Origin of the sequence: Deinococcus sp. Arct2-2, from assembly GCF_004801315.1 — a bacterium.
Lineage (GTDB): Bacteria > Deinococcota > Deinococci > Deinococcales > Deinococcaceae > Deinococcus.
Window position 1 is genome coordinate 1 of sequence record NZ_SSNW01000011.1, and the last position, 24,078, is coordinate 24,078.

Here is a 24,078-nt window from a genome sequence, read left to right on the forward strand (position 1 = left end):
CCGCGAAGGGGGCCGCACCGTCGGTGCCGGCGTCGTCGCCAAGGTTCTGGAGTAAGTATTTCTAGAGCAAGCGTCAGCACAAGCTAGGTTCCCGAATTTGGGAGCTTAAAAGGGAGAAGAGGCCAGTGCGCCTTCTCTCCCTTTTTCGGTTGAGCTTGGAGGGTGAACCCCCCCGTTGCTGACGCGACGCCCCCCCTTGAGGGGAGGACAAAGGCTGTTGCGCTCCCCTCTCCTGCGGAGCTTTGCAAGTCAAGGGGGGCTGGCTGCACAGCAGACTGGGGGGTTGCCTGGATCGTCACCTCGCTAGGCGTGCCAACCTCAGCACACGCCTCACGTTGCTGAGCCGCACGGGAATCGATGTTTCTATTTCAGCTTGCCATTCACTCTCTAGTACACATGAAAATCCCGTAGCCCAGTGCCTTCGCTGTACTGGGTCTGGACTTCACGCACTCTGGCATGGGGCGGCCCCCGGTGAAGCCAGTGCAGCAAGCGGTCTAAGTCGGCCTGCTCGCCCTCTGCGATGACTTCTACCTGCCCATCGGTGAGGTTTTCGGCGTAGCCTTGAAGTTTGAGGTCGCGGGCGTACCTTTGCACAAAACGGCGGTAGCCCACACCCTGAACGGTTCCGGTCACAAGAGCGGTAAGGCGCATATAGGGCGCATGGTAGCGGGCGCGGGGCGGGGGCAAGTGTCTGTCAGGTTCCTCTGTGCGCCAGACAGGTGGGCCGAACACCCCGCCGTGTCTGATGGTCAGGTGAGACTGTGCCGCCTGACATTCATGTGAGTGTGGATAGAATGACAGGAATGCCCGCTCCTGTCGTCTTGGCCTCTCCCCTGTTTCTCGCCGCCGCCCGCGTGGGTGACGTGTGACAGACGGCCCTGCACCGCGCCCCGATCCTGCTCCTGTGGCTGATATGCAGCCTGATGACGGCAACCCTACCCCATTGATGCGGCGGCGCAAGCGGTGGCCTTGGGTATTGCTGGCGGTAGTTCTGGTCTTGGCGGCCCTGCTGACCTTGACCCCCCGCTTGTTCGGATCGCTGATTTTGTCCCGCTTGGGGGCCGATCTTCAGGTGAAGGCAGACCGAGTGGGCGGGCCACTGTGGTCGCCCAATTTGTCTGGGGCCACCATCAAGTTGCCCGGAATTGAGGGGACGGCGGGCAAGGCGGGCGTCACGGTAGAGGGCGTCAATCTTGCGACGCGCACCGTGAAGCTGAATGTGGCTGTGCAAGACGCCACCGTGAATCTGAAGTTGCAAGAACTCTTGAAAAAGGGTGCGGCTGGAAAGGGCGGCGGCTGGAAAGTGGTGCTGGGCGGGCTGGATGTACAAAACGCCCGCGTGAACGTAGACGGCAAAGGCGCGAATGTTCCCAATGGGACTTTCCGGGTAGAACAGGGCCAAAACGGGGCGCTGACGGTGAAGGGCCGCACCAATGACGGCGATTTGAATGCCGATGTGCAGGTGTCTCAGGGCAAGGCGGGCAACATTTTCGGCCTGAATCTGGACGCCGACGCCCGCGTGCTGAACCACTACTGGCCCGGAGTGACGGCGGGCCGAATTACTGGGCGCTACGTGCTGAACGACGGCCCGATTCGCGGAGATTTGAAGGTGACAGACGCCGCCTTGCGTGTGCCACAAGCCAAATTCGTAACGGTGACGGGCGTGAATGGAACCGCCACCCACCGGGGCGACAAAGTTGATCTGAAACTGGCGGGGCGCGGCTGGAACGGCACAGTCAACGCAGTTGGCGCAGTGGATTTGAAGGCCAAAAACTGGAGTGTGACCGCCGACGCCGACCCGACTGTGGAAGGCTTAGCCAAAGCATTCGGCACCACAGGCACGGGCAATTTAAATTTGAGAGTCACGGCGGGCGGCTGGAGTACGGTACGGGTAAAGGCCTATGCCAAAGGCGCGGGCCAAGTGGGGGGCGTGCCTTTCCAGGATGCCAACGTGGAATACACCCTGCTGACCGAAAACGGCAACCGCGCCGGGCAGACCAACGATCTGGCCTTTAGTGTCAAAACGGCGGTGGCGGGCGATCAGGCCATCAGCGGACGTTGGGCGCTGGGCCGGGCCGGAACCGCACAGGCGCGGGGCACGCTGGCGGGGCAACCCCTTACACTCGACGCCACACTGGATGCCAAGAACAAGCTGACGTTGGCGGGTACGGCGCTGGGCGGGCCTGCACGCGGCTCCTTCGACTTGAAAACGCAGGCGCTGGACGCCGTGCTGAATCCCAAAGTGAGCGGCGTGGGCGCACGCGTGGCCCTGACAGGCAAACCTTCCGACTTGCGGGCAGCCATCAGCGGCGGCACGGTAGGGCCATTTGGGGTGGCAGGCACGGCGCGGCTGAACGCACAGGGCTTGACGGCTGACCTGCAAAGCGGTGAGGGAACGGCGGCTGGAACCTTAGCCCTCAATCTTGACCGCCAATTTAAGGGAACGTGGAGCGCCCAAAATCTCAAGGGCGCGGGCGTAACTTTGGGCGGAAATGGACAACTGGACGCCACAGGCGGCGACTTGACAGGCACGCTGACGGCCAGTTTGCCCGGATTGACTGCGCCGCTGACCGGCCCCCTGAATCTGAATTATGTTCGGCAGCGCGGCACCTTTGCACCCGGCAACCAACGCCTGACTTGGAACCGCGACACCTTCGGCCTGACCGCCCGCAACTTGGCTGTGGCTGGCGGCGTGACCGTAAACGGCAACTTGAACGTGACCACCGCCCTGAGAGCCACCGGGAACCTGACTGCACGCGGCAACGGCTTTGACGTGACCGCCACCGCACGCGGCGACACGGCCAGCTTGCGCGGCGTGTTGGGCGCGGCAGGTAACCGCGTCACCGTGTTGGCCGACACGCAGCTTTCCGCAGGATTTCTAACGAGCGCCCAGATTGAGGGGGCCGACATCGCGGGCACGCTCAGCGTAGAGGACGGCATCCGCTTTTCGCTGACTACCGCCAATGCAGCAGGCAGGCGCGACACTGCACGCGGCGTAATCGACGGCTCCAATTGGGACGCCATAGGCCGGGTCAATCTGGCCGCCCTGCGCCCGCTCTTGCCTGCGCTGGCCGAGCAAAAGCTGGACGGAACATTAGATTTGGCGTTGGCGGGATTGGGCGGCAGCGCCCGCGTGAATGCTTCGGCGGCGGGCGCAGGCGTAGCCGGAACATTGCAGCGTAACGGACAGGGGGCGCGGCAGCCCATCACCGCCGATCTGAACGTGACCTATCCGAGTGTGAGGGCACGATTGGCGGGCCGCGTCTTCCCCGATGTGCAGGTCAGCGGCAGCGGCACCTACCGCAACGGAACAGACGCGCCGCAAACGCTGAACGCTGTGCTGGCGGGCGAGTACGGCAACCTGAATGCCCGCCTGACCGGGCGCACCGGGCCGCTCTCGTTTAGCGGTGTGACTATTCCCGCGCAGGCCGTGAATCTGACCGGAACCGTGACGCCCAACCTGACGGCGGCGGGCACGTGGGGCGACCTGAACGTGACCTACGACGCCCGCACCGGACTGGCCCGCGTGACCGGGCGGCAAACCCTGACCGCGCTGGGCCAGACCGGAACCGTGCAGGGCCGCGCCACGTGGGGGCCGGGGCGCAGCACCGATGCTGGAGGGGTCAACTCTTTTCGGGGAGCCGTGGAAGCCAGCGGCGTGCTGGATCAGTACACGGTGGCGCTCAGCGGCCCTTGGGACAGCCTGAACGTGCGCCTCAGCGACGGCGAAGGCCTGCGGGCCAGCGGGAAAGCCTCCTTGCCTTCGGGCCGATACGACGTGGATTTGCGCGGCCCGATTGCGGGTGGGACGGCGGCGGGCGGCCTCTTTATAGACGGCAACGTGACCGGCACCGGCACCGAGCCACGCGGCACCGTGAACGTGTTTGACGGCGCGGGCGGCAGCGCCAGCGTGAGCCTGCGCGGCTTTTCGAATTTGGATGTGCAGGCACGCGGCCTCACCCTCGGTGGACAAAAACTCTACGGCGACCTGAGCGCCCGCAACAACGTGCTGAGCGGCGTGATCGACGCTGGCCCCTTCCGCCTGACCGCTGCGGGGGGCCGGGTGCGTGCAGTGGGCAAATTCGTGGGCCAAAGCGTCGTCGCCAGCGGCAAACTGACCCTGCCCGCCACTGTGTCTGACCTGAATGTGCGGGTGGACGGCCCGTATCTGAGCGCCAGCGCCACTGGCAGCGTTTCGGATTTGCGCGGCACGGTGCGCCTGAATGCTCAAACGTTTGGCCCGGCACAGGCACGGGTCAGCGTTCCAGCGCAGGTTTTCCCCCTCACGGCTTCGCTCACCGGAGCGCGGGCCAATATTGGCGGCCTGACCTTCTTGGGCGGCGACTGGAGCGGCGCGGCAAACTTGCGCTACGTGTTGAGTACGGCGGCCAGCAACACCCCCGGACAACTCCGCTTGGAAGGCAACGGGCCGCAACTGCTGGCGATTCCATCCGGCCCGGTGGCAGGCCGCGTCACTGTGCTGCCCACCATCGGCGGCACGCTCAGCGCCAGCCTCGCCCCCGCCCTGCCCTTCTTGCCGCAAGCGGTTCGCAAGGAAATTGTGCCCGGCAGACTCGTCGCGCAAATTTCGGCAGCGGGCGCAGTCCTGACCACCACTGGCACGCGCTATGTGGGCGAGCCGCTGAACCTCTCGGCGCGGGTGAATTGGAAGAACGGCGTCACCGCTTCCGGCACGCTGACCCACCCCGGTTCGCGGATTCCAGTGCGCTACGACGGGCGCGATCTAACCCTCGACGGTTTGGTGCTGAATGCCCGCGCCCTGCAACCCGTGTTGCCCGGACTGACCGGAACCCTGACCGCCAGCCTGACCGTACCCAAGCTGGACTTCGCACAGGCCGATGGGCGGGCGCGGGTGAATCTGGCGTTGGGAGGGCAGCGGGCAGATGGCTTGGTCTCGCTGCGACGCGGGCAACTGGATGCAGACCTGACCAGCACCCTCGCGGGCCTGAATCTGCGGGTGCGCGGGCCGTTGTATCCACAGGCCGACGCTGTGCTGAACGTAGACGGCGTGCGCGGAACCCTGACTGGAAGCGCCGCCAACACACTGAAGTTGCAGGCAGCGGGCGACTTTCAGGGCCAAGCTCTTGACCTGACGGCCAGTGCCGCAGGACTGACAGGCAAAGGCCAAATTAAATTGGCGGGCAATGTGGCGGGCCAAAGCATCAGCGCCAGCGGCAACCTCGTTTCCGGCGTGCTGTCAGGCCTGAATCTGCGGGTCAGCGGGCCGTATCTGACGGCCAATGCCAGCGGAAACTTGGCTGATCTGCGCGGCTCGGTGCGGCTGAATGCCCAAACCTTCGGGCCAGCACAGGCCCGCGTCACTCTTCCGGCTCAGGTGTTGCCCCTCACGGCCTCGGTGAGCAAGGCGAGCGTGAATGTGGGCGGCCTGAACTATGCAGGCGGCCAGTGGAACGGCGCGGCGAACCTGAGCTACGGCTTCGGCAACACGCCCGGACAACTGCGTTTGCAAGGCAACGGGGCGCAACTGCTGGCCCTTCCATCCGGCCCCGTAGTAGGCCGCGTCACTGTGCTGCCCACCATCGGCGGCACCCTCAGCGCCAGCCTCTCCCCTGCCCTGCCCTTTTTGCCGGAAGCTGTGCGGAAAGAGTTCGTGGCCGGAAGGTTGATCGCCCAAATCTCAGCTACAGGTGCGGCACTGACCACCAACGGCACGCGCTACGTGGGCCAGCCGTTGGGACTGGCTGCACGGGTGAATTGGAAGAACGGCATCACCGCTTCCGGCACGCTGACCCACCCCGGTTCGCGGATTCCCGTTCGCTACGACGGGCGCGATTTGAATATTGACGGAGCCGTACTGGACGCGCGCACCTTACAACCCCTGCTGAAAGGCGTGACCGGAACCCTCAGCGCCAGCCTGAGCGTGCCCCAATTGGATTTTGATCAGGCCAGCGGGCGGGCACAGGTGAATTTGGCGTTGCAGGGCCAGCGGGCGGTGGGAGCCGTGACCGTGCAGCGCGGGCAAGTGGGCGCAGACCTGACCAGCACGCTGGCGGGTCTAGACGTGCAGGTGCGCGGCCCCCTCTACCCGCAGGCCGACGCCGTGCTGAACATAGACGGCGTGCAGGGAACCCTGACCGGAAGCGCCGCCGAAACGCTGAAATTGCAGGCGGCGGGCGAGTATCAGGGCCGGAATCTGAATCTGAGTGCGAGTGCAAGCAATCTGACGACTGGGGCCGCTTCGGCACAACTGACCGGAACCGTGTCGGGCGCGGCAGTGAACGTGAGCCTGAAGCAAAATGCAGGGAAATGGAACACGGCGGGCAGCCTGAACGTGCCTGACCTCCGCACCCTGACGGCCACCAGCGGTTCGGGCGGCACGGCGGGCAACCTGAGCGCCACCATCGGCGGCACGCTGGACAACCTGACCCTCAACGCGGCGGGCGTCGCGGCGGGCGTGCGCTTCACGGCTCCGGCCAGCTACCGGGGCGGCGTGCTGCGGCTGGCGGGCGCGTCGGCCACGCTGCCTAACCTCGTGAGCGTGCGGGCCAGCGGGCCAGTCTTTCCCACGTTGGGACTGAGTGCCAAAGCCACGCTTAAGGACTATCTGCCGGGAACATACACGGTGCAGGCCAGCGGCAGCCTCTCCAAACCCGATGTGAACGCGCAGGGTACGCTGCAAAGTGCGCCCACCGGACTGCAAGCCGGGGGCAGCCGCGTGACCGCCCGCCTGCTGGGGCAGGATTACCGCCTGACCTTTGCGGGCGAACCGTTGGCCGGATTTGTGCGCGGGAAACTGGGGGCGAATGCGCTGGGCGGGCTTTTAGATTCCCGCCTCGCCCTGAACACCAGCTACATCGGCGCGGATGGCCGGCGTGTGGCCCTGAACGGCGCAACCGGTTGGAATGCCCGCCGGGGCTGGCTGGGCAGCTTGCAGGCTCGCGGCACACTGGGCGAAAACAACACCCTGAACGCCACCCTGAACGGCTCTGGCCCGCTGGCGATCTCGGCGTCTCTCCAAACGCCATTCAACGGGCAGCCGCGCACCGCCAGCGTCACCGGAACCCTGCCCGCCGACCTTCCCTTCCGGCCCGGTGGCACGCTGGATTTGGCCGCGCTGGACGTGGGCGCACTGTGGGGACGCGCCGGACAACTGGCCCTAACTGGGCAAGCCACGCTGGGTGGCGGCACTTGGAGCAAGCTGGACGCGCAATTCGCAGGCCAGATAGACGACAGCGCGGGCGAATTGACAGGGGATCTGGGGGCCACCTACCGTGCTGGTGACGTTTCGGTGCGGCTGGCCGGAGAGCGCGTGTCGGGCGGCGCGGTGCTGGCGGGCGGCAAGTACGACCTGACCTTGCGGGCCGAACCGCTGCGTCTGGCACGGTTGCTTCCGGTCAATCTGGATATGGACGCCCTCACCTTCGGCGGCACGGTTACGGCGGCGGGAACGTTGGCGGGCGGGCCGTCTAAGGTCACGCTGCGGAACTTGGCCCTGAAGGGCGAACAGGGCAGTATTCGGGACAGCGGCATCGGGCCATTCAGCCTGTACGGGAGTGCTTCCTATGTGTGGCAGCCGGGGGGCCAAAATGTGCTGGAAGCCGCGCTGGACGGCAGCCTACGCGGCGGGGTCTTGCAGGCGCGGGGCCAGTTGCCAGCAGGCGTGCGCGTGACGGCGCGGGACATAGACGCCCGCACACTCGGCGCAGGCGTGCTGGGCGCGGCCCTGAACCTGACGGGCGACCTGACCAACCCGGCAGTCGCGGGGCAAGTCAGTACGGTGGCCGACGCCTTCGACGCCCGTGTGATCTTGTCTGGGCGGGCACTCAGCCTTAAGGCCAATGCGCGGGCCGATTTGAAAGGCAACGCCAAAGGCACGCTGTACGCCGAAGCCTCCGACCTGAACCTGACGGCGGGCGCGGCGGGGCTGGAAAACGTGCGGGCGCGGGTGTACGGCACAGTCGCCAGCGGCACGAACTCGGCCAAGTTGGACTTGAACGGCGTGTGGCCTGCGCTGACGGGCACGGCAACCGCTACTGTCGGCGGTATTGCTCAGCCCATCACCCTGACCGGAGACGGACGCGGCGGCTACGCCCTCAGCGGCGGCGAACTGGGGGCCGGAAGCGTGACCCTGACGCGCACGCAGGGCTTTATCCCCGCACTGGCTGCAACGCTGCGCCTGACGCCGTTGCCACTGGTGGGCGGAACCGGAGCAGCCACCGCCGAAGTGACATTTGGCGGCACACTGACCGCGCCTACAGTGGCAGCAACCGTGACCACCCGCAACGCGGCCCTGAGCGGCGTCACGCTGGCCGATACCACCGGAAGCATCACGGGCACGCTGACTAACCTGAGTGGCACGCTGGCACAGGCCGGAGCCACCGTTGCGACGCTGAACGGGCAAACCGTAAACCTGACGGGCCTCACCGCTTCTGTTGCTGGGGCCACCGTGAAGGCCACTGGTACGGCGGCGCTGGACGGAACCGCCGACTTGAATCTGGTCAGCAGCGGCGCACTGGACGGCAACCTGAAGGCCACCTACCGCGCCCGTGCCCTCTCGCTGAACGGCACTTTGGCCGCGCAGGGAGTCTCGGCGGCGCTGAATCTGGATGCCGACCCCTTCACTGGCTGGCACGGCACCGCCCGCCTGAGCGGTGGCCCCGCCGGAGTGCTGACCCAGGCCGCCACCCTGACCCTGAGTGGCCCCTTCGCTCACCCGCTCGCCACTGGAGACGCCGGACTATTGGGCGCAGGGGCGAGGATTGTCGCCAGCAGCACGGGCGTACAGGTGCGCCTCGTGGACGGCCCCGGAGCCACCGCCAACGGGGCCGTAGAGCTGCGGCCCAATGCAGCGGGCCAGTGGCAATGGCTGGGAGCTACCAGCCTGACGCGCCCCGAACTGAGCCTGAGCGTCACGCCTTCCGGCCCATTGGCCGACCCCAACTTGCTCCTCAGCGTGCGGCGAGGCGAGTGGCGAGCCAGCGGCACAGCCAGCCTACGGGCCGCCGACCTGAACGTCAGCGACGGCCTCAAAGATGGCCGCATCACGTGGACAGACCAGATCGTGCGGGCTGACTTGCCGGGACTTGACCTCTCGCGCTTGGGGGTTAAGTTGGGGAGTACCACACTCACGGGCCGCTTGACTGCGCAGGGGGCCATCAGCACCGACACCCGCGACGGTCAACTGACCCTGAACATTCAGGATGTGACCACCGACTACGAGGTGCCGTATCTGGGCCTGAAGGTGAACGGAGACGTGCAGGCCACCGTGAATCTGACCGCTGGAAAACCCACCGTGCAGGCCAGCGCCACCTTGCCCGCCGGAACGCTGACGCTGAATGCCCAACAGACTGGCACAGGGCAGGCAGACAAGAACTGGACAGGCCGCTTGACCGGATCGCTGGCCCAAGACGGCGGCACACTGGCCCTGAACGTGGGTGCAGACGGGGCGGGCCTGACCGGAAACGTGACGGCTACGCGCTACCCGGTGTCGGGCGCGGGCCAAAGCGTGCGGGTAGACGGCACGGTGGCGCTAGGCGGGCAAACCTTTAGCGCCAACCTGACTGCCGCCAACGAAATGGGAGAAGCCCGCGTGATCGGTTCGGGCGGGCTGGCCGACGTGGTGCCTGCGCTGAGCAGCGTGCTGGCCGTGCGCCCCACCGATCAGGGCTACAACTTGCGGGCCACACTGGACGCCGTAGAACTGAAAGAACTGGCGATTGCGCCCGCCTTGTCGGGCCGGGTCAGCGGCGAAATCAATATCAACGACGGTGGCGGCACCTTCGTCGTCCGTAGCGCGGGCCTGACGCTGGGGCCAAAGACCCTGCCCGCCCGCGTGGAAGGCACACAGATTGGCGGCGACTGGCGAATTCGCGGCTTTTTGGGCGAATCCGATCTGTTTGGTGGCCTCAGCGGGGGCGAGCTGTTTGGCAACGTCACCCTGAAATCTTTCCCGGTGGGCGCGATCGTAAGCGCACTGGTGGGCAACAGCCCCGGCGAAGGCATCGTGACCGGAGTGGCCCGCTTCCGGGTGCCGGTAGCCGACCCGTTGGCAGGCAGCGCCACCGTTGTGGCCGAACGAATCCGCGTGAGTGCCACCAGCGGCGAAGGCGCAACAAAAGTCACCGAAACGCTGCTGGGTTCCGGCACGCTGGACTACGCGGCGCGGGAACTGCGGAACGTGAACATCCAGTTGGCGGGGGCCGGAACGTGGGACGTGCGCGGAGCCTTCAGCCGCTCGAACGTGGGCCTGACCGCGCAGTTTACCAACACCACCTTTACGCCCGTGCTGGTGCTGGTGCCTGCTGTTGCCGACCTCGGCCCCAGCCTCAAGGGAACGCTGACCCTCACAGTGGCCGGAACCTATGACCGCCCGCGTGGACAGGTACGGGCCTCTAACCTCAGCGGCACGTTGGCGGGCCTGAGTCTGCAAGTGCCTACGCTGTCGGGCGACCTGCCGGATTCGGGCGCGTTTATGGCCACTGGGCGCGTGCTGACCGGCGGCGTGGTAGGCAGCGACGGCACCTTGAACGTCAGCGGCCAACTGACGTTGGGCGACCTGAGCCAAACCCGCGTGCGCTTTGAAGGGCTATTGGCTCCGAAAGCCCTCGGCGCGCTGCCCAATACCACCGTGACGCTGGCGCAGGCCGCCACGTCCAGCTGGACACTGGACGCCCAAAGCCGCAGCACCAACCCCGTGACCGGAGCCGGAACCCTAAGCCTAACCGGGCAAATTGCGCCGCGCTGGGACTTGGCGCTGGCGGCCCGAAATTACAACTTGCCGCTGGCGGTGGTGTACGCCCGCGAAAGCGCCCTCAACGCTGACTTGCATGCGGTAGACGACGGAACGCTGATCCGCGTGAGTGGAGCCGCCGACTTCTTGCGCCTGACACTGGGGCGTGTGGGGGCCACCACCACCATTCCTGCACCGGGCCAAAGCAGTACCGACGATGGCACGGGCAGCGGCGGGCGCACCACCGACAGCTACGCGACTCCGCTACCCGACATTTATTCCACCTTCCCGGAACCGGGCCGTGACCCCAACGCGCCCGCCCCCGCCCGGCCTTTTTTGCAGCGCCTTGTTCTGGAAGACATTCCGATTCGCGCCCCCAACGGCATCCGGGTAGACGAGGCCTTAGCCCGCGCCGAATTTGGCGGCTCCTTGGTGGTATCGGGTACAGGCGCACAGCCGCGTATTACAGGCGACATCACCTCTCAGCGCGGCAGTATTTTCCTGCGTGAAAACGAATTTGCCATTCAAAGCGGCTTAGTGAGCTTTACCGGCCAGAGCCTTTTTCCCACCTTTGCGATTCTCGCCAGCGGCAACGTGCAGGCCAGCACCACCGGGCAGCGCGTGCCCGTGACGCTGGACGTGAAGGGCGAATTCCGCACCCTCGCCAGTGGAGCCAGCACCCTTGACCTGACCACCGCTCTGCGCTGTACGGCCATTGCCGGAGCGTCGGGCGGCACGGGCAGCGGCGAATGCACCGACCCCAACACCACGCAGGCCTACAGCGAGGCGCAATTGTACGCACTGGTCGCAACGGGCGTACCTAACCTAGAAACGCTGCCCGGCAACCTGACCGCACTGGGGGCCAGCGCCCTGCAAACCGCACTGAACATCTTCGTGCTGGGCGAAATAGAGCGCAACGTGGCCCGCGCCCTCGGCCTAGACGTGTTCCGCCTGACGCCCAACCTCTCTACGGCAGACGGCAGCCTCGGCGCAACCATCACGCTGGGATCGTACCTGACGCGCAATCTGTACTTGCAATACCAGATCGACCTGACGGGCGCGGGCCTCATTGACGCCACGTATTCCACGCCCAACAAGCAATTTACCTTCAAGGTCAGCACGCCCCTGAACGGGCTAGACCTGCAAAGCGTGCGCCCCAGCTTCAGCGCCGCCTACAACGTGAATGACCGCGCCAGCGTGAGCTTGGGCGTGCAGAACAACCCCGAAAGCACGAGGCTGCGGTTTGGGGTGACGTATAGGATTCGGTGAGAATCAACGGTTCGGATAGGTGGCAAATTTTGCCCGAGAATACGGGGGTTGCTCCTCTCCCCTTGCGGGGACTGGAACAGCTCGCCCGCGAGAGGTTGGGAGGGGGAAGTGGGCAGTACGTCCTAGACGAAGTTTCTCTGTGGCCTGTTTTTTAACATCAACACCTGTCCGAACCGTTAGACATTACAAGCAGAGTCGATTTGATCATTGGTACAAGAGAGCCGCCTGAACTGCATTGTTTCGGCGGCTCTCTGCTTGATTTGGGATTCGGCCCACATCGTCAACATTCTCTGAGTTTGCCCAACCATCACACGGCTTTTTTTGTGTGTTGGGCCAGATCCGTCACACTCTGGATGGTCAGGTCTCTCCCAGGTCAACAAGCCAGTGCTTTTTTCCAGCCTTCCAAGGCCGCATTCTAGATCTGGCCGACCTGGGCTCTTTCTCTGCAACGCTGAACCCTATCCGAGGCCCCAGAGCCTGCACCACAAGAACAGTGCCGAGAAAGACTGTGCCTGACACGCTTTGCCCAGCTCAGGAGGTGCAGCATGTTGGTGCTGGGCATGGATGTCGGAAAACGAGAGTTGTTCGTTCAGCTGCAGGACACCACAGGAAGTTCGCTCGGTCAGCGCGGCCCCGTGGCCAACACACCCGCCGGACTTCACCAGTTGAGTGATTGGGTTCACAAGTGGACTGAACCCACACAACTCCATGTGGTGATGGAGGCCACCAATGTGTATTGGGAGCGCTGCGCACACCATTTTCAATCGCTCGATTGTGTCGTGAGTGTGGTGAACCCCGCACAGATCAAGTATGTTGCTCGTTCTGTCCTGCGCCGGGGGAAAACCGACGTGATGGATGCGGAGCTGATCGCGCGCTATGGAGTCGTCATGCATCCGGGCGGCTGGACGCCGCCCAGCACCGCGTTGAGTGACCTCAAGCAGCTCACTCGAGAACGGGAAGCCGTTCTCGTGCGCCGAACTCAGGAACAGAACCACCTTCAAGCCTGGCAAGACGCCCATCGTGCTTCGGAGACCGTCGTCAAGCTCACCCAGCAGCGGTTAGACCTTATGGTTGGGCAAGTCGGAGAGATTGAGGCCGCCATGCGTGCGCTGATTGAGGCCGATGAAACCTTGTCGCAGCAACTGAAGTTGCTGCTGAGTGTGCCGGGGTTTGCCTTTGTGGCGGCAGCAACCATTGTGGCCGAGACCGTGGGATTTGCCCACTTGGAGACTGGACGGGAGATTTCTGCGGCCGCAGGCATGGCTCCCTCCCCACACCAATCGGGCGCCAAGCGCGGTCAAGGACGGATGTCCAAAACCGGCAATGCCCGCCTGCGACGGATCGCGTATCTCTCAGCCTTAGGCGCGTCAACATCACACAGTCGAATGCGAACGTACTCTCGCCATTTGCGGGACACCGGCAAGCCAGCCAAAGTGGCGTTAGTCGCGCTGGGACGCAAATTATTCATCACTGGACTAGCGGTGGTGAAATCTGGGCGGCCTTATCAGGATGACTTTTGTCGTTCTCAAGACGGAACTGGCCCAACACCGACAACCGCCCAGCCACAGACTTGACAATCCATTAGCGACACCCTATTTAGATCAATGCCGCTACACTTCCCCATATGGCTGTTTCTGTCGCAGGTTCTCAGGTCACTTTTTCGGCTCCGGCAGGGGCGGCGGCGTTGGTGGGCGACTTCACCGATTGGCGCAAACGCCCCGCGCTGCCTGTGGTGGCGGGCCAGTCCATCACCCTGAGCCTGCCGCGTGGCGCGTGGGTGGAATATGCGTGGCTGGACGAGGCGGGCACGCCCTTTGCAGACCCCGACAACGCCCAAAAATCGCTGAATCCTTGGTGGCCTTACCCACGTGCGGTGGTGGTGGGCCAGTACGCGCAGCACTCGCTGTGGGCCGCGCCCGAAGCCACCCAGAAAGGCACGGCGCACCGCCTGACGTGGGAAGGCACGGTGTTTCCCGGCACGCGCCGCGCCATCGTGTACACGCCGCACGGGTATCAATCGTCTCAGGTCGTGCCTGTTTATTACGTGCAGGACGGCGTGGCCTTTTACCGCACGGGCAAACTGGGTGAGGTGATGGACAGGGCGGTAGAAGCTGGCCTAGCGTCAGGCGCGGTGTTGGTGTTTGTGGAACCCGGAGACCGTAGCGCCGAGTATTACCTGAACGACCGCTATCTGGACTTCCTGCAATCCGAAGTGTTTCCGCGTGTGGAAGGCGAACTTGCCACCGCCAGCGAGCGCGGCTTGTGGGGCGCTAGCCTCGGCGGACTGATTAGCCTGCATTTGGGCGCGGCCCACCCCGATCTATTTTCCCGCGTGGTCAGCCACAGCGGGGCGTTTATTGCGCGGCCCGGTGCAGAAAAAGACGGCATCATCGACACGACGACTGCCGGAGAATGGCTGCGCGAACGCCTGAGCCTGCACCCGCCCACGCACCTGAAAACCAGCCTAGATACAGGCGTATTGGAATGGCTGGCCGCCCCGAACCGCCGCATGGCCGCCCTCTTTGCCGATGCCGATTTGCCCCACCAGTACCGCGAATATGCCAGCGGGCACAACTGGGTGACGTGGCGGGCGGCGTTGCCGGAAGCGTTTTTGTACATGCAAGGTGGGTGAGAAGGGCGGCTAAGGGTCTAATACGGACTCCGCTTAATTCCGCCACAATCGGGACAGCACCGCTTGCGGCTCCATAACGCGTAGCCCGTACTTTTTCCCGCTCGCTCCGCTCGGATTGAATCCCAGAAAGTGCAGGATTCAATCGGAATCCGTATAAGAAGGGCCATCGCTGACGCTCACTCACCCCCTCCCAGCTTCCCCCGCAAGGGGGGAGGAGCAAAAACAAAGTTTCACAAGTCCCCCTAGACCCTTAGACGCGCCACCATCCAGCCAAACTCACCCGCCGCACCCCTCTCACGCGGCATAGTCAGCACCAATGCGGATTCCTATTCTTCTTTCATTGCTGCTGGGCAGCGCGGGGGCTTCCACCATGACCTATCCGGCATCCACCACCACCGTTCACGAGCGGGCGCAGGACTGGGCAGGCGCGGAACTGCGCGGCGTAGAGGTGCGGGGACAAACGCTGACGCTGACCGCAGGCGCAACGAGCGGCACGCTGACCGGGCAGCCGATTAAAGTGGCCGCCTTTGATGAACTGGTGCCGTCTTGGAACAGCAGCACGGCGGGCGCGGGCAGCGTAACGGTGGAAGTGCGGGCGCAAACGGGCACAGCTTGGACGCGCTGGTTTTCCTTCGGCACGTGGAGCAGCGCCGATGGCCGGGCCAGCCTGAATGGACAAAAGGACGCAGCGGGCCAGATCCTGACCGATACCCTGCGCCTGAGTGCCAAAGCCACCACCTATCAATACCGCGTAACGTTGCGCGGCGCGGGAACGAATGTGCGCCTGTTGGCCTTCAACACTTCTGACCGGGCCAAGCGGGCCGCCGGACTGGGGCAGGCCAGCAACCGGGCGGCGTGGGGCAAAGTGACCGACGTGCCGCAGCGTTCGCAAATGGTGTTTGCTGAGGGCGAAGGCTGGTGCAGCCCCACGAGTACCTCTATGATTCTGGCCCTCTACGGCGTGAATGTGCCCGTGCCTACCGCCGCCAAAGGCATGTTCGACCGCGTGTACGAGGGCACGGGGAATTGGCCCTTCAATGCCGCTTACGCCGCAGAAAAAGGCATGCGGGCCTTCATTACGCGCCTGCCCAGCCTTGCCGCCGCCGAGAAGTACACGGGCGCGGGCCTGCCGTTGGCGGTCAGTTTGGGTTGGAAGGCAGACGAGTTGCCCGGCGCACCGATTCCCAGCAGCGGAGGCCACCTGATGGTGCTACTGGGCTTCGACGCCAAAGGCAACCCCGTGATGAACGACCCCGCCGCCCCCACCGACGCGGGCGTGCGGCGAACGTATCCCCGCGCCGCCTTTGAGAAGCTGTGGCTGACGCATTCGGGCGGGCTGAGTTACGTGATTGCACCGCAGGGAACAGCGTTGCCCTGAGGGGCAAGACCGCGGAGTGTGGAACGTGGGAAAGGCGCAAGGCCAGTCAGAATCAATCGACTGGCCTTGCGTTTAGGGTTGTTGTGGATGAAATTAAATTCTAGCTTTGGCGGCCAAAACCCGCACAGTTTTTAACCACAATCCACGATCTACTCTCCACGATCCAGCCCTGCTTTACCGGCTGATGCTGGCGCGGGGTTCCAGCGCGTAGAACGACACCAGCGCCACGAGCGTGCCAACCCAACCGGGAGCGCTGCCGAGGCTCAGTTCGAAATTGCGGCCCAGTACGGTGCTGCCCAGCTGCCCGACGAGTTGATCGCCGTTTTGCTGCGCCACCACGTTCCAGCCCACGATGGGTTCGCCCATGTAGCCAGTCACGCGGTCTACGCCACGCAGCGTCAGCTTTTGCGAGCCGACGTTGCCTTTGAGTTCGCCGTCTTGAAGCTCGATCTTGAACGGGTCTGCGCCGACAGTACCCTGTACGCCGCGTTCCGTAATTTCGAGGTCGATGTCTTTGCCGTGGAGCTTGCCACCTGCGCGGCCTGTAATGCGGTCACCGTCGATGATACAGCGGATGTCATATCCGTCTGCTCCACCCAAACGGCCCTTAATCTGGTCTTCCATGCGGCGAAGTATAGCGGGGCCGGACGTGTTAGAGATGCAGGCTCACCTACTCGCGTTCACATGTTGACGCGACGCGAAGCCGAAGACACCGTTCTAGGCGCGAAAAAAACATCCTCAACTTTGCTGCCCCCTGCATTAACAGTTCGGCGGGATCAGATGGATACAGGCTCCGGCACAGGCTGTTTGCTGCCGCCCACCAATCCAACCCGCTCGAAATAGGCGCGGCGAGTGAGCATCGGCCCGCCCTCGCCCAGCCGCACCCGCCCCACATTCCAGCGCTCGAACAGGATGCGGAGTGCCCCGCCCAGCAGCGCCGCGCCGTACCACGCGGGCAACTCGGCAGAGGAAACGACGCTCCAGCGCAAGCATTCCCCGTCCCACGCCAAATGCGGGCAAGTCTGATCGTGCGCCGCCCAGAACATGCCCCCCCGCCCGATGCCCTCATCCCTTAGACCCCTAGTTCTTAAACTGTTCGGCCCTTGACCCTTAGACGCCGCACTCTCCGGCCCCCACTCCCTAAACTGCTGCCCCCGCACAGTCAGCGGAGGCTCGCGCACCTGAGCGTCGTAGTTGGGCGCGGCAAACGCTTCGGCATACAGGTCATAGAGGTGGTGCTGGAGCTGATGCGTTTGCGCCCGCAGCCGCGCTTCTTCCCGTCCGGTCAGTGCACCCGTCGCATTCAGGCTGGCGCGGGCCTCCAGCAACTGGTTTTCTACGGCCACGAGGCGTTGCCGGGGCGTGGGCAAGGGCGGCGGGGGCGGTGGATCGCCAGTCAGGGAGCGGGCCGGGTCGAGGTACTCGCCGCTCTTCCAGCCCGAAGACGCCCAACCGGTGACCTCACGCAGAGCCGCGTCTTCGATGACCCACAGCCGGTTGGCGACTTCGCGGGCAAAACGGCGGTCATGGGTGACGATAACAACAGCGCCGCCATACGCATGCACGGCTTCTTCCAAGGCTTGCAGGGCGTCCACGTCAAGGTGGTTGGTGGGTTCGTCCAGCAGCAACAAGTCGGCCCGCAGCGCACTCACCAGCGCCAAGCCTGCCCGCGCCCGCTCTCCGCCCGACAACACTTCCGGCAGCTTAGGCCAGTCGGCAGCCACGAAACCCGCACCGCCCAGCAGGGCTTTGGCCCGCCCGCCAAAGCGCCGCTCAAACTGGGGCCGCAGCGCCTCGCCGGGGTTCAGGCCGTGCCAAATCTGATCCAGATACGCCACCGAGACGCCGCCCGCCACACGCAGCACCGGTTCCGGCTGACCCAACCCTGCCTGATCTAAACGGGGCGCGTCGGCGTGCAGGATTCCGGCCAGCAGCCCCAGCAGGGTGCTTTTGCCCGTGCCGTTGGCTCCCATCAGGGCCACGCGGTCGCCTTGCCGCAGCTTGAAGGCCACTTCTCGCAGGACAGGATGATCGGTGTAGGTTTTGCCCAAGTGCTCGCCCCATGCCACCAGTGGGGCGCGGGCGCTTCCGGCCAGTAGGCGCATTCTGAGTTGGCGTTCGGGCAACGGGGCTTCTGCGATGGGCAGGCGCTGGGCGCGGTTTTTGAGGGGGCGGGAGCGGCGGCCCCACACGTCCAGGCGTTCGGCGCTACCTTCCAAGCGGGCGGCTTCCTGCTGGCCCAAACGGGCGGCGCGGGATTGGGTGCGGCGCTCTAGCTCTCGCTGGGCGCGGGCGCGGGAGTAGCCGCCCGCGTATTCGGTGGCCTCGCCGCCCTCCAGCCACAGGCTGCGGCCCGCCACTGCATCCAAAAAGTCGCGGTCATGGCTGGTGAGGATCACGCCGCCGCCGTAATCGCGCAGCCAGCTTTCCAGCCATTCACGCATCCGAATATCGAGGTGGTTGGTGGGTTCGTCCAGCAGCAGCAGATCGGGTTCGCGGGCCAGTGCGAGGGCCAACGCCAAGCGGGTGCGCTCGCCGCCCGACAATGACGCCGCATCGCGCCCCAAAAACCGCGTGAGGTCAAGGACACCCAGAATGCGGGCCATGCGAGAAGGCCAAGCATAGGCCTGAAGATCGTCTAGGCGAGCGTGCAGGGCCGTCCACGCGGTCAGGGCGTCGGGGTTGCCCAAGTCGGCTTCCAGCGTCAGCAACTCGGTTTCCAGTTCCCGGTAAGGATGAGCGGCGGCTACCAGATCACGGACGCGCACGCCGTCTGCATGGGCATGATGCTGGGCCAACACTGCCACCCGCAGCCCGTCCTCACGCCAGACCTCGCCTTCATCGGGAATCAGTTCGCCTGTCAGCACCCGCAGCAGCGACGTTTTGCCCGCCCCGTTGCGGCCTAGCAGGGCCACCCGCTCGCCTTGCTGCACATTCAAACTCACGCCCGACAGCACCGCCCGCTCGCCGTAGGCAAGAGAAATGGATTCGGCGGTGAGGAGCGTGGACATGCAGGAGAGAGGCTAGCAGGAATGGGGCGGGGGCAAATGCGCCACAAGGCTCAGAAAGCATTTGGGAAGTGGGTGTGGGTTGTATCAGCGGGAAAAACATTGTGGCCCACCCTATATGGAATTAAATTGACTCCTTGACATGTGCGATATAGGCCGGACGCGTAGACGTGTGGCCCCTCCATCTGCGGTACGCCACAACCCTCCAGTCATCTACACTTGCAGCACATGCAAGCAACCGACGCGGATATCTTGACTGGCTGGCGAATCGTCGTGGGCGCGTTAGGCATCTTGATCTTGCTGAATTTGTTGGGGGCCGTGCTGCCCCTCCTGACCCAACCCTCTGCGGGAATGACCGAGGCCAGCGCAGGTCGGCTGCTCCTGACGGCACTGTTGGCGTGGCCTGTCTACCGGGGAAAACGTCATGCCCAGTTTGAAGTGGCGCTTTTGGCGGCGTGGGCAGCGGCTCAAATGATCTTCAGTGCCTCAGACGTGGCGGGCAGCCTACGAGTGTTGTGGGGCTGCGCGGGCCTACTCAGCCTCAGTTGCGGCCTCGCGCTGGTTGTGTTGCCGCAGGTCGGTGCCTATCTGGAATTCGCCAAAGCCCAAGAACCCTAAAGTCCCAGCCTTTGCCCCAGCCCCCACCGCTTATACTGCCGCCCGTGATGGTCGCAATTGCCCATGTATCAGAAATGTCTGTATCTAAAAAGACAGAACAGAGCGCCCCGTATATCGTGGCTGCCCTCTACCAGTTCCGTACCGTGCCGGACGCTGCCGCCCTGCGTGAGCATCTGCTAGACGTTGCCACCCGCCTCAGCTTATGCGGCACGCTGATCGTTGCGCCCGAAGGCATCAACGGTACGCTGGCCGGAACGCGGGAAGCGGTGAGCGAGTGGCACGCGGCCCTGATCGCCGCCGGATTTACGGGCATGGAATACAAGGAATCGAGCAGCACCGAGCAGCCCTTCAAGCGCCTGAAAGTACGGCTGAAGCGCGAAATCGTGACGATGGGTGTCCCCGTGACGCCGCCCGAAGAAGCAGGCCGGTACGTGACGCCCGCCGAGTGGAACGCCCTGTTGCAAGACCCGGATGTGTTGGTGATCGACACCCGCAACCGCTATGAGGTCAAGGCAGGCACGTTTCAGGGCGCGATAAATCCCGAAATAGACAGCTTCCGCGAGTTTCCGGCGTGGGCCGATGAGCAGTTGCGCGGGCAGGAAGGCAAGCGGATTGCCATGTTCTGCACGGGCGGGATTCGCTGCGAAAAAAGCACCAGCCTGCTGCGTCAGCGTGGCTTTAGCGATGTGCTGCACTTGCAGGGCGGCATTCTGGGGTATCTGGAACAGGTGCCGGGCGAACAGAGCTTATGGAACGGAGAATGCTTCGTGTTTGATGGCCGCGTGACGGTGGGGCACGGCCTAGAAGTCGGCGGGGGCGAAATGTGCCATAGCTGCGGCTGGCCTCTCACGCCCGATGAAACCGCACACGCCCACTTTGAGCGCGGCGTGAGTTGCGAGCATTGCCACACCCAAACGACGGCAAAGCAGAAAGCGCAGTTTCGGGAGCGGCAACGGCAGCTAGACGAACGGGCTTAGGGAACGTGGATCGGAGGTGGGCTATTGCCACACTCCATGATCCGAAAAAAGCCTGCCCACATCGTTGCAGATGTGAGCAGGCTGCTGAACTAGAGTTACGCGCTAGGAGCGTCCACCGTCTTGCGGGCGGCTTCCAGTTGCCCGCCCGTGCGAACGGTCACGGTGCGCCTCTGGGCGGCTTCGCTGCGTGGCACACGTAAGGTCAACGTGCCGTTGGTGTAGTCGGCTTCCACTTTGGTCAGGTCGTACTTGGCAGGCACGCTGAAAGTGCGGGCCAATACGCCGTGAGCACGTTCCACACGGTGAGCGGTGCGCCCCTCACGGCGGCTGTAGGTGCGCTCGGCCTGCACGGTCAGGGTCTGATTCTCCGCCTCTATCTGAATGGAATCGGCCTGCACACCGGGCAAGTCCAGCGTCAGTTCCAGTCCGGTTTCATCTTCATGTACGTCGACTGGGGGAGCAAGGCGGGCGGGAGCGGTGCTGGCCGCACCAAAGGCACGATCCATGCGCTGGGTCAATTCTTCGATATCACGGAAGGGATCAAATCGCATCACTTTCATACCTCCTGAAATGGGTCGCGCTGGCCGCTGCTTTCTTGGCCCCGCGCTGTTATGCATATACTATTACTTGAGTGTTATTGTGTCAAGTTTAGTGCTGCTTTAGCGTAAGGTAATATTTTCGGAAGGCGGCGCGGCAGTCACATCTCGCCTAGCTGCTAAACTCGCGGGCGGAAACAGGGTCAAACCTTGACCCGCCCACCTTTCTCAGCGATCCCGTGAGGTCGCGCCCGCCCTGTGAGGCAGGAGAGGAGTTCATATGAATGCACGCCTGACATCTGTATCCCAAACACGCCGACAGCCTGCGCTGGACGGCCTTTTTTTTGTTGGGGGCACTCCATGACGCCCCAGCCCAAAGCCACCATTCTGACCGCCGACGAGGTGCGCCGCGCCATGACGCGCATTGCCCATGAAATCGTGGAGCGCAACAAGGGCGCGGAGAATCTGGCCCTGATCGGCGTGCATACGCGGGGCATTCCGCTGGCCGCGCGGTTGGCCGCCAAGTTGGAAGAGTTGGAGGGCGTCGCCATTCCCACCGGAATGCTGGACATCACCCTGTACCGTGATGACCTCTCCGAGATTTCGCACCAGCCTGTGATCCGCGAAACGCATGTGCCATTTGATCTGGCCCGCCGCCGCGTGATTTTGGTAGACGACGTGCTGTACACAGGCCGTACCGTTCGCGCCGCACTGGACGCCCTGATCGACTTGGGTCGCCCAGAAGGAATTCAGTTGGCCGTGCTGGTAGACCGGGGCCACCGCGAGTTGCCGATTCGGGCCGACTACGTGGGCAAAAATCTGCCTACCGCCAAGTCGGAATTGGTGAAGGTGAAGTTGCTGGAAACGGATGGTCTAGACCTTGTGGAACTCTGGGACTTGAACGGGACGGCAGACCAATGACCGCCCGCCCGCGCCACCTGCTGGACTTTGAAGGCTGGACGCCCGAACGCCTGACCGCCCTGCTGGACAACGCCGACACCATGAATCAGGTACTAGAGCGGCCCGTGAAGAAGGTTCCGGCGCTGCAAGGCCTAACGGTCTGCACGGCGTTTTTTGAAAATTCCACTCGCACCCGCATCAGCTTTGAGTTGGCTGCCCGCCGCATGAGCGCCGATGTGGTCAGCTTTGCCGCCGGAAACAGCAGCGTCAGCAAAGGCGAGAGCCTGCGCGACACAATCGAGGTACTGACGGCCTACAAAGTGGACGCCTATATCGTGCGTCACGCCGCTGCCGGGGCCGCGCATCTGGTGGCCCGCTACAGCGGCAAACCCGTGATCAACGCGGGCGATGGCCGCCGCGCCCACCCCACGCAGGCCCTGCTGGACGCCTACACGGTGCGGCAGGAATTCGGCTCGCTGGAAGGCAAAACGGTGGCTATCATCGGGGATATTCGCCATTCTCGGGTGGCCCGGAGCAACGCCGAACTGTTGCCCAAGCTGGGAGCCAAAGTCGTGCTGTGCGGCCCTGCCACGCTGCTTCCGGCAGATTTGGCTGCCTTGCCCGGAGTCACCCTGACCACCAACCCGCGTGAGGCGGTGCGCGGCGCACACGCGGTCATGGCTCTGCGCCTGCAAAGCGAGCGCATGAGCGGCGGCTACCTCGGCAGTTTGCAGGAATACGCCGACGTGTATCAGGTGAACGAGCGCCTGTTGGCGGGGGCCGAAGCGGGCGCAATCGTGCTGCATCCGGGGCCGATGAACCGTGACTTGGAAATCAGCGCCGACACCGCCGATAGCCCCAGAAGCCGCGTGCTAAAGCAGGTAGAGAACGGGCAGGCAGTACGTATGAGCGTGCTGTATCACCTGCTCGTTGGTAGAGAATAGGGAATGAAGTTCCTCTTTTTGCTGACCACCTGCCTTGTGATGAACGCCTGCACAGCCCCAGCAAGCATTGCAGGAAGTGCCGTCAAGCTTTCGCAGGCCAAACAGAAAGCGGCGCGGGCTGAAGGAATGGCCTACATGATGTTCTTGAGAATGGGTTTGATGGTGGCTTATATAGATGCCGGAAACAAAGTGCTGAGTACGATGGATTGTGCTGACGCCCGTTTAGGTGAGCCTCGCCCACTCGAAATTTTGAAAGTGACACAGTGTAAAGCGCAGATTATTTCGTACAAGGAATACACCATCGCTGCTGAATTCAACAATGGGTTTGCTTTTGTGGCCGATCAGGATGGAGTGCGCCAAGTCGAAGCAGCCCAGCTTCCAGTTTTGAAATGAGGGGTTCGAATAAATGTTGACGGCATTCAATATTCACCAAACAAAAACTACAACCCTACGATGAAGCGGGCGTTGCTAGCTGGCCTGATGCTGACGCAGGGGTGGGCGGAGGCGTGTGACCCCGCACCGTCTCTCGCAGACTACTTGTTAAGTGTGGCTGATGTCAGCCCTACTCCTTGCCCATATAAACAAGCACTTTCACCAGAAGACGTGCGGGAATGTTTCACTTCTCCATTCAAGCCGAACGCAATTGTTAGCAAAATTCAGTTGGAAGGCTACTACTTAGACCCGAAAAAATTATTTGTATACAACGCAAGCTCTGTCATAAAGACCAACGGCTTGGGCGGCTGGGTTGACGTGAGTGCGAGAATTCTAAACTATTCATCTGGAAGTTTAATTCTTCTGGAAGATTCATACAGTTTCCAAGAGTATTTAACCGATCTTCTTGCACCCATCTACTACGATGCGAACAGCAACTTAAGGCTCAGTACAACATGCCTGAGTTTAGGGTTGAACGTCAAAGACATTTTTAAATCCTGCTCATCGGATGACAAAATTGACGCCACTGGTGAATACATTCCCCTCAAATTTGAACTGGCTTTTTCGCCTGATACATCTCTCAAAACGAACAAGCCGTATACCTTCTACATAACCTCTGGTACTTGTTCAGTCGCAGTCATCGAAGAAGTCTCTAAATAGCTCAAGCAGGAGT

General features: G+C 63.4%; 14 protein-coding genes. 10 read left to right on the forward strand and 4 right to left on the reverse strand.

Translation table 11 applies throughout. The features are described 5' to 3' along the window. Positions 1 to 387: 387 nt before the first annotated feature. On the reverse strand, positions 388 to 651 hold the full coding sequence (locus E7T06_RS06895) for an acylphosphatase (RefSeq protein WP_136365099.1): 264 nt from the start codon (positions 649 to 651) through the stop codon (positions 388 to 390). A gap of 214 nt (positions 652 to 865) precedes the next feature. Between E7T06_RS06895 and E7T06_RS06900 the strand changes: the two genes are divergently transcribed. From E7T06_RS06900 to E7T06_RS06915, 4 genes are all read left to right on the forward strand, one after another. After that, positions 866 to 11,980 (forward strand): translocation/assembly module TamB domain-containing protein, encoded by an 11,115-nt coding sequence (locus E7T06_RS06900; protein WP_240740898.1) that lies wholly within the window; start codon positions 866 to 868, stop codon positions 11,978 to 11,980. A gap of 545 nt (positions 11,981 to 12,525) precedes the next feature. Beyond that, positions 12,526 to 13,554, forward strand: coding sequence for an IS110 family transposase (locus tag E7T06_RS06905; protein WP_136365100.1), 1,029 nt, complete (start codon positions 12,526 to 12,528; stop codon positions 13,552 to 13,554). A 50-nt stretch (positions 13,555 to 13,604) separates the two neighbouring features. Next, complete coding sequence (locus tag E7T06_RS06910; RefSeq protein ID WP_136365101.1) at positions 13,605 to 14,612, forward strand: alpha/beta hydrolase-fold protein; 1,008 nt, start codon at positions 13,605 to 13,607, stop codon at positions 14,610 to 14,612. Between the two features lie 316 nt (positions 14,613 to 14,928). Beyond that, entirely contained in the window at positions 14,929 to 15,990 is a 1,062-nt protein-coding gene (locus E7T06_RS06915) for a peptidase C39 family protein (RefSeq protein WP_136365102.1), read from the forward strand. Between the two features lie 174 nt (positions 15,991 to 16,164). Here the strand turns inward: E7T06_RS06915 and E7T06_RS06920 are convergent, their stop codons facing one another. Both E7T06_RS06920 and E7T06_RS06925 read right to left on the reverse strand, forming a co-directional pair. Next, complete coding sequence (locus tag E7T06_RS06920) at positions 16,165 to 16,614, reverse strand: hypothetical protein (RefSeq protein ID WP_136365103.1); 450 nt, start codon at positions 16,612 to 16,614, stop codon at positions 16,165 to 16,167. Positions 16,615 to 16,766: 152 nt separating this feature from the next. Continuing rightward, positions 16,767 to 19,001: an ABC-F family ATP-binding cassette domain-containing protein gene (locus E7T06_RS06925; RefSeq protein ID WP_136365104.1), complete on the reverse strand. Its 2,235-nt coding sequence runs from the start codon at positions 18,999 to 19,001 to the stop codon at positions 16,767 to 16,769. Positions 19,002 to 19,226: 225 nt separating this feature from the next. On the opposite strand from E7T06_RS06925, the gene E7T06_RS06930 reads away from it, so the two are divergent. Further along, complete coding sequence (locus E7T06_RS06930; RefSeq protein ID WP_136365105.1) at positions 19,227 to 19,616, forward strand: hypothetical protein; 390 nt, start codon at positions 19,227 to 19,229, stop codon at positions 19,614 to 19,616. A gap of 47 nt (positions 19,617 to 19,663) precedes the next feature. Then, positions 19,664 to 20,593, forward strand: a complete 930-nt coding sequence (locus E7T06_RS06935; RefSeq protein ID WP_240740902.1) for a rhodanese-related sulfurtransferase — start codon at positions 19,664 to 19,666, stop codon at positions 20,591 to 20,593. Positions 20,594 to 20,688: 95 nt separating this feature from the next. On the opposite strand, the gene E7T06_RS06940 is transcribed toward E7T06_RS06935, so the two are convergent. Then, the gene (locus tag E7T06_RS06940; RefSeq protein ID WP_168733424.1) at positions 20,689 to 21,147 is read right to left on the reverse strand and encodes an Hsp20/alpha crystallin family protein; all 459 of its coding nucleotides are present in this window, start codon (positions 21,145 to 21,147) and stop codon (positions 20,689 to 20,691) included. A 342-nt stretch (positions 21,148 to 21,489) separates the two neighbouring features. Between E7T06_RS06940 and pyrR the strand changes: the two genes are divergently transcribed. From pyrR to E7T06_RS06960, 4 genes are read left to right on the forward strand one after another with little or no spacing between them, the layout of a single operon-like run. Next, the gene (pyrR, locus tag E7T06_RS06945; protein WP_064015150.1) at positions 21,490 to 22,050 is read left to right on the forward strand and encodes a bifunctional pyr operon transcriptional regulator/uracil phosphoribosyltransferase PyrR; all 561 of its coding nucleotides are present in this window, start codon (positions 21,490 to 21,492) and stop codon (positions 22,048 to 22,050) included. After that, the gene (locus E7T06_RS06950) at positions 22,047 to 22,973 is read left to right on the forward strand and encodes an aspartate carbamoyltransferase catalytic subunit (protein ID WP_136365107.1); all 927 of its coding nucleotides are present in this window, start codon (positions 22,047 to 22,049) and stop codon (positions 22,971 to 22,973) included. The genes pyrR and E7T06_RS06950 overlap by 4 nt, the downstream gene beginning before the upstream one ends. Before the next feature lie 3 nt (positions 22,974 to 22,976). Then, positions 22,977 to 23,366, forward strand: coding sequence for a hypothetical protein (locus E7T06_RS06955; protein WP_136365108.1), 390 nt, complete (start codon positions 22,977 to 22,979; stop codon positions 23,364 to 23,366). Positions 23,367 to 23,426: 60 nt separating this feature from the next. Continuing rightward, positions 23,427 to 24,065 (forward strand): hypothetical protein, encoded by a 639-nt coding sequence (locus E7T06_RS06960; RefSeq protein ID WP_136365109.1) that lies wholly within the window; start codon positions 23,427 to 23,429, stop codon positions 24,063 to 24,065. Positions 24,066 to 24,078: the final 13 nt, after the last annotated feature.

Bases quoted from the DNA above. Each gene is read 5' to 3' on its own strand.
- E7T06_RS06955 (WP_136365108.1), top strand. From the start codon at position 22,977: ATGAAGTTCCTCTTTTTGCTGACCACCTGCCTTGTGATGAACGCCTGC.
- E7T06_RS06960 (WP_136365109.1), top strand. From the start codon at position 23,427: ATGAAGCGGGCGTTGCTAGCTGGCCTGATGCTGACGCAGGGGTGGGCG.
- E7T06_RS06930 (WP_136365105.1), top strand. From the start codon at position 19,227: ATGCAAGCAACCGACGCGGATATCTTGACTGGCTGGCGAATCGTCGTG.
- E7T06_RS06895 (WP_136365099.1), bottom strand. From the start codon at position 651: ATGCGCCTTACCGCTCTTGTGACCGGAACCGTTCAGGGTGTGGGCTAC.
- E7T06_RS06905 (WP_136365100.1), top strand. From the start codon at position 12,526: ATGTTGGTGCTGGGCATGGATGTCGGAAAACGAGAGTTGTTCGTTCAG.
- pyrR (WP_064015150.1), top strand. From the start codon at position 21,490: ATGACGCCCCAGCCCAAAGCCACCATTCTGACCGCCGACGAGGTGCGC.
- E7T06_RS06920 (WP_136365103.1), bottom strand. From the start codon at position 16,614: ATGGAAGACCAGATTAAGGGCCGTTTGGGTGGAGCAGACGGATATGAC.
- E7T06_RS06910 (WP_136365101.1), top strand. From the start codon at position 13,605: ATGGCTGTTTCTGTCGCAGGTTCTCAGGTCACTTTTTCGGCTCCGGCA.
- E7T06_RS06915 (WP_136365102.1), top strand. From the start codon at position 14,929: ATGCGGATTCCTATTCTTCTTTCATTGCTGCTGGGCAGCGCGGGGGCT.
- E7T06_RS06935 (WP_240740902.1), top strand. From the start codon at position 19,664: ATGGTCGCAATTGCCCATGTATCAGAAATGTCTGTATCTAAAAAGACA.
- E7T06_RS06925 (WP_136365104.1), bottom strand. From the start codon at position 19,001: ATGTCCACGCTCCTCACCGCCGAATCCATTTCTCTTGCCTACGGCGAG.
- E7T06_RS06950 (WP_136365107.1), top strand. From the start codon at position 22,047: ATGACCGCCCGCCCGCGCCACCTGCTGGACTTTGAAGGCTGGACGCCC.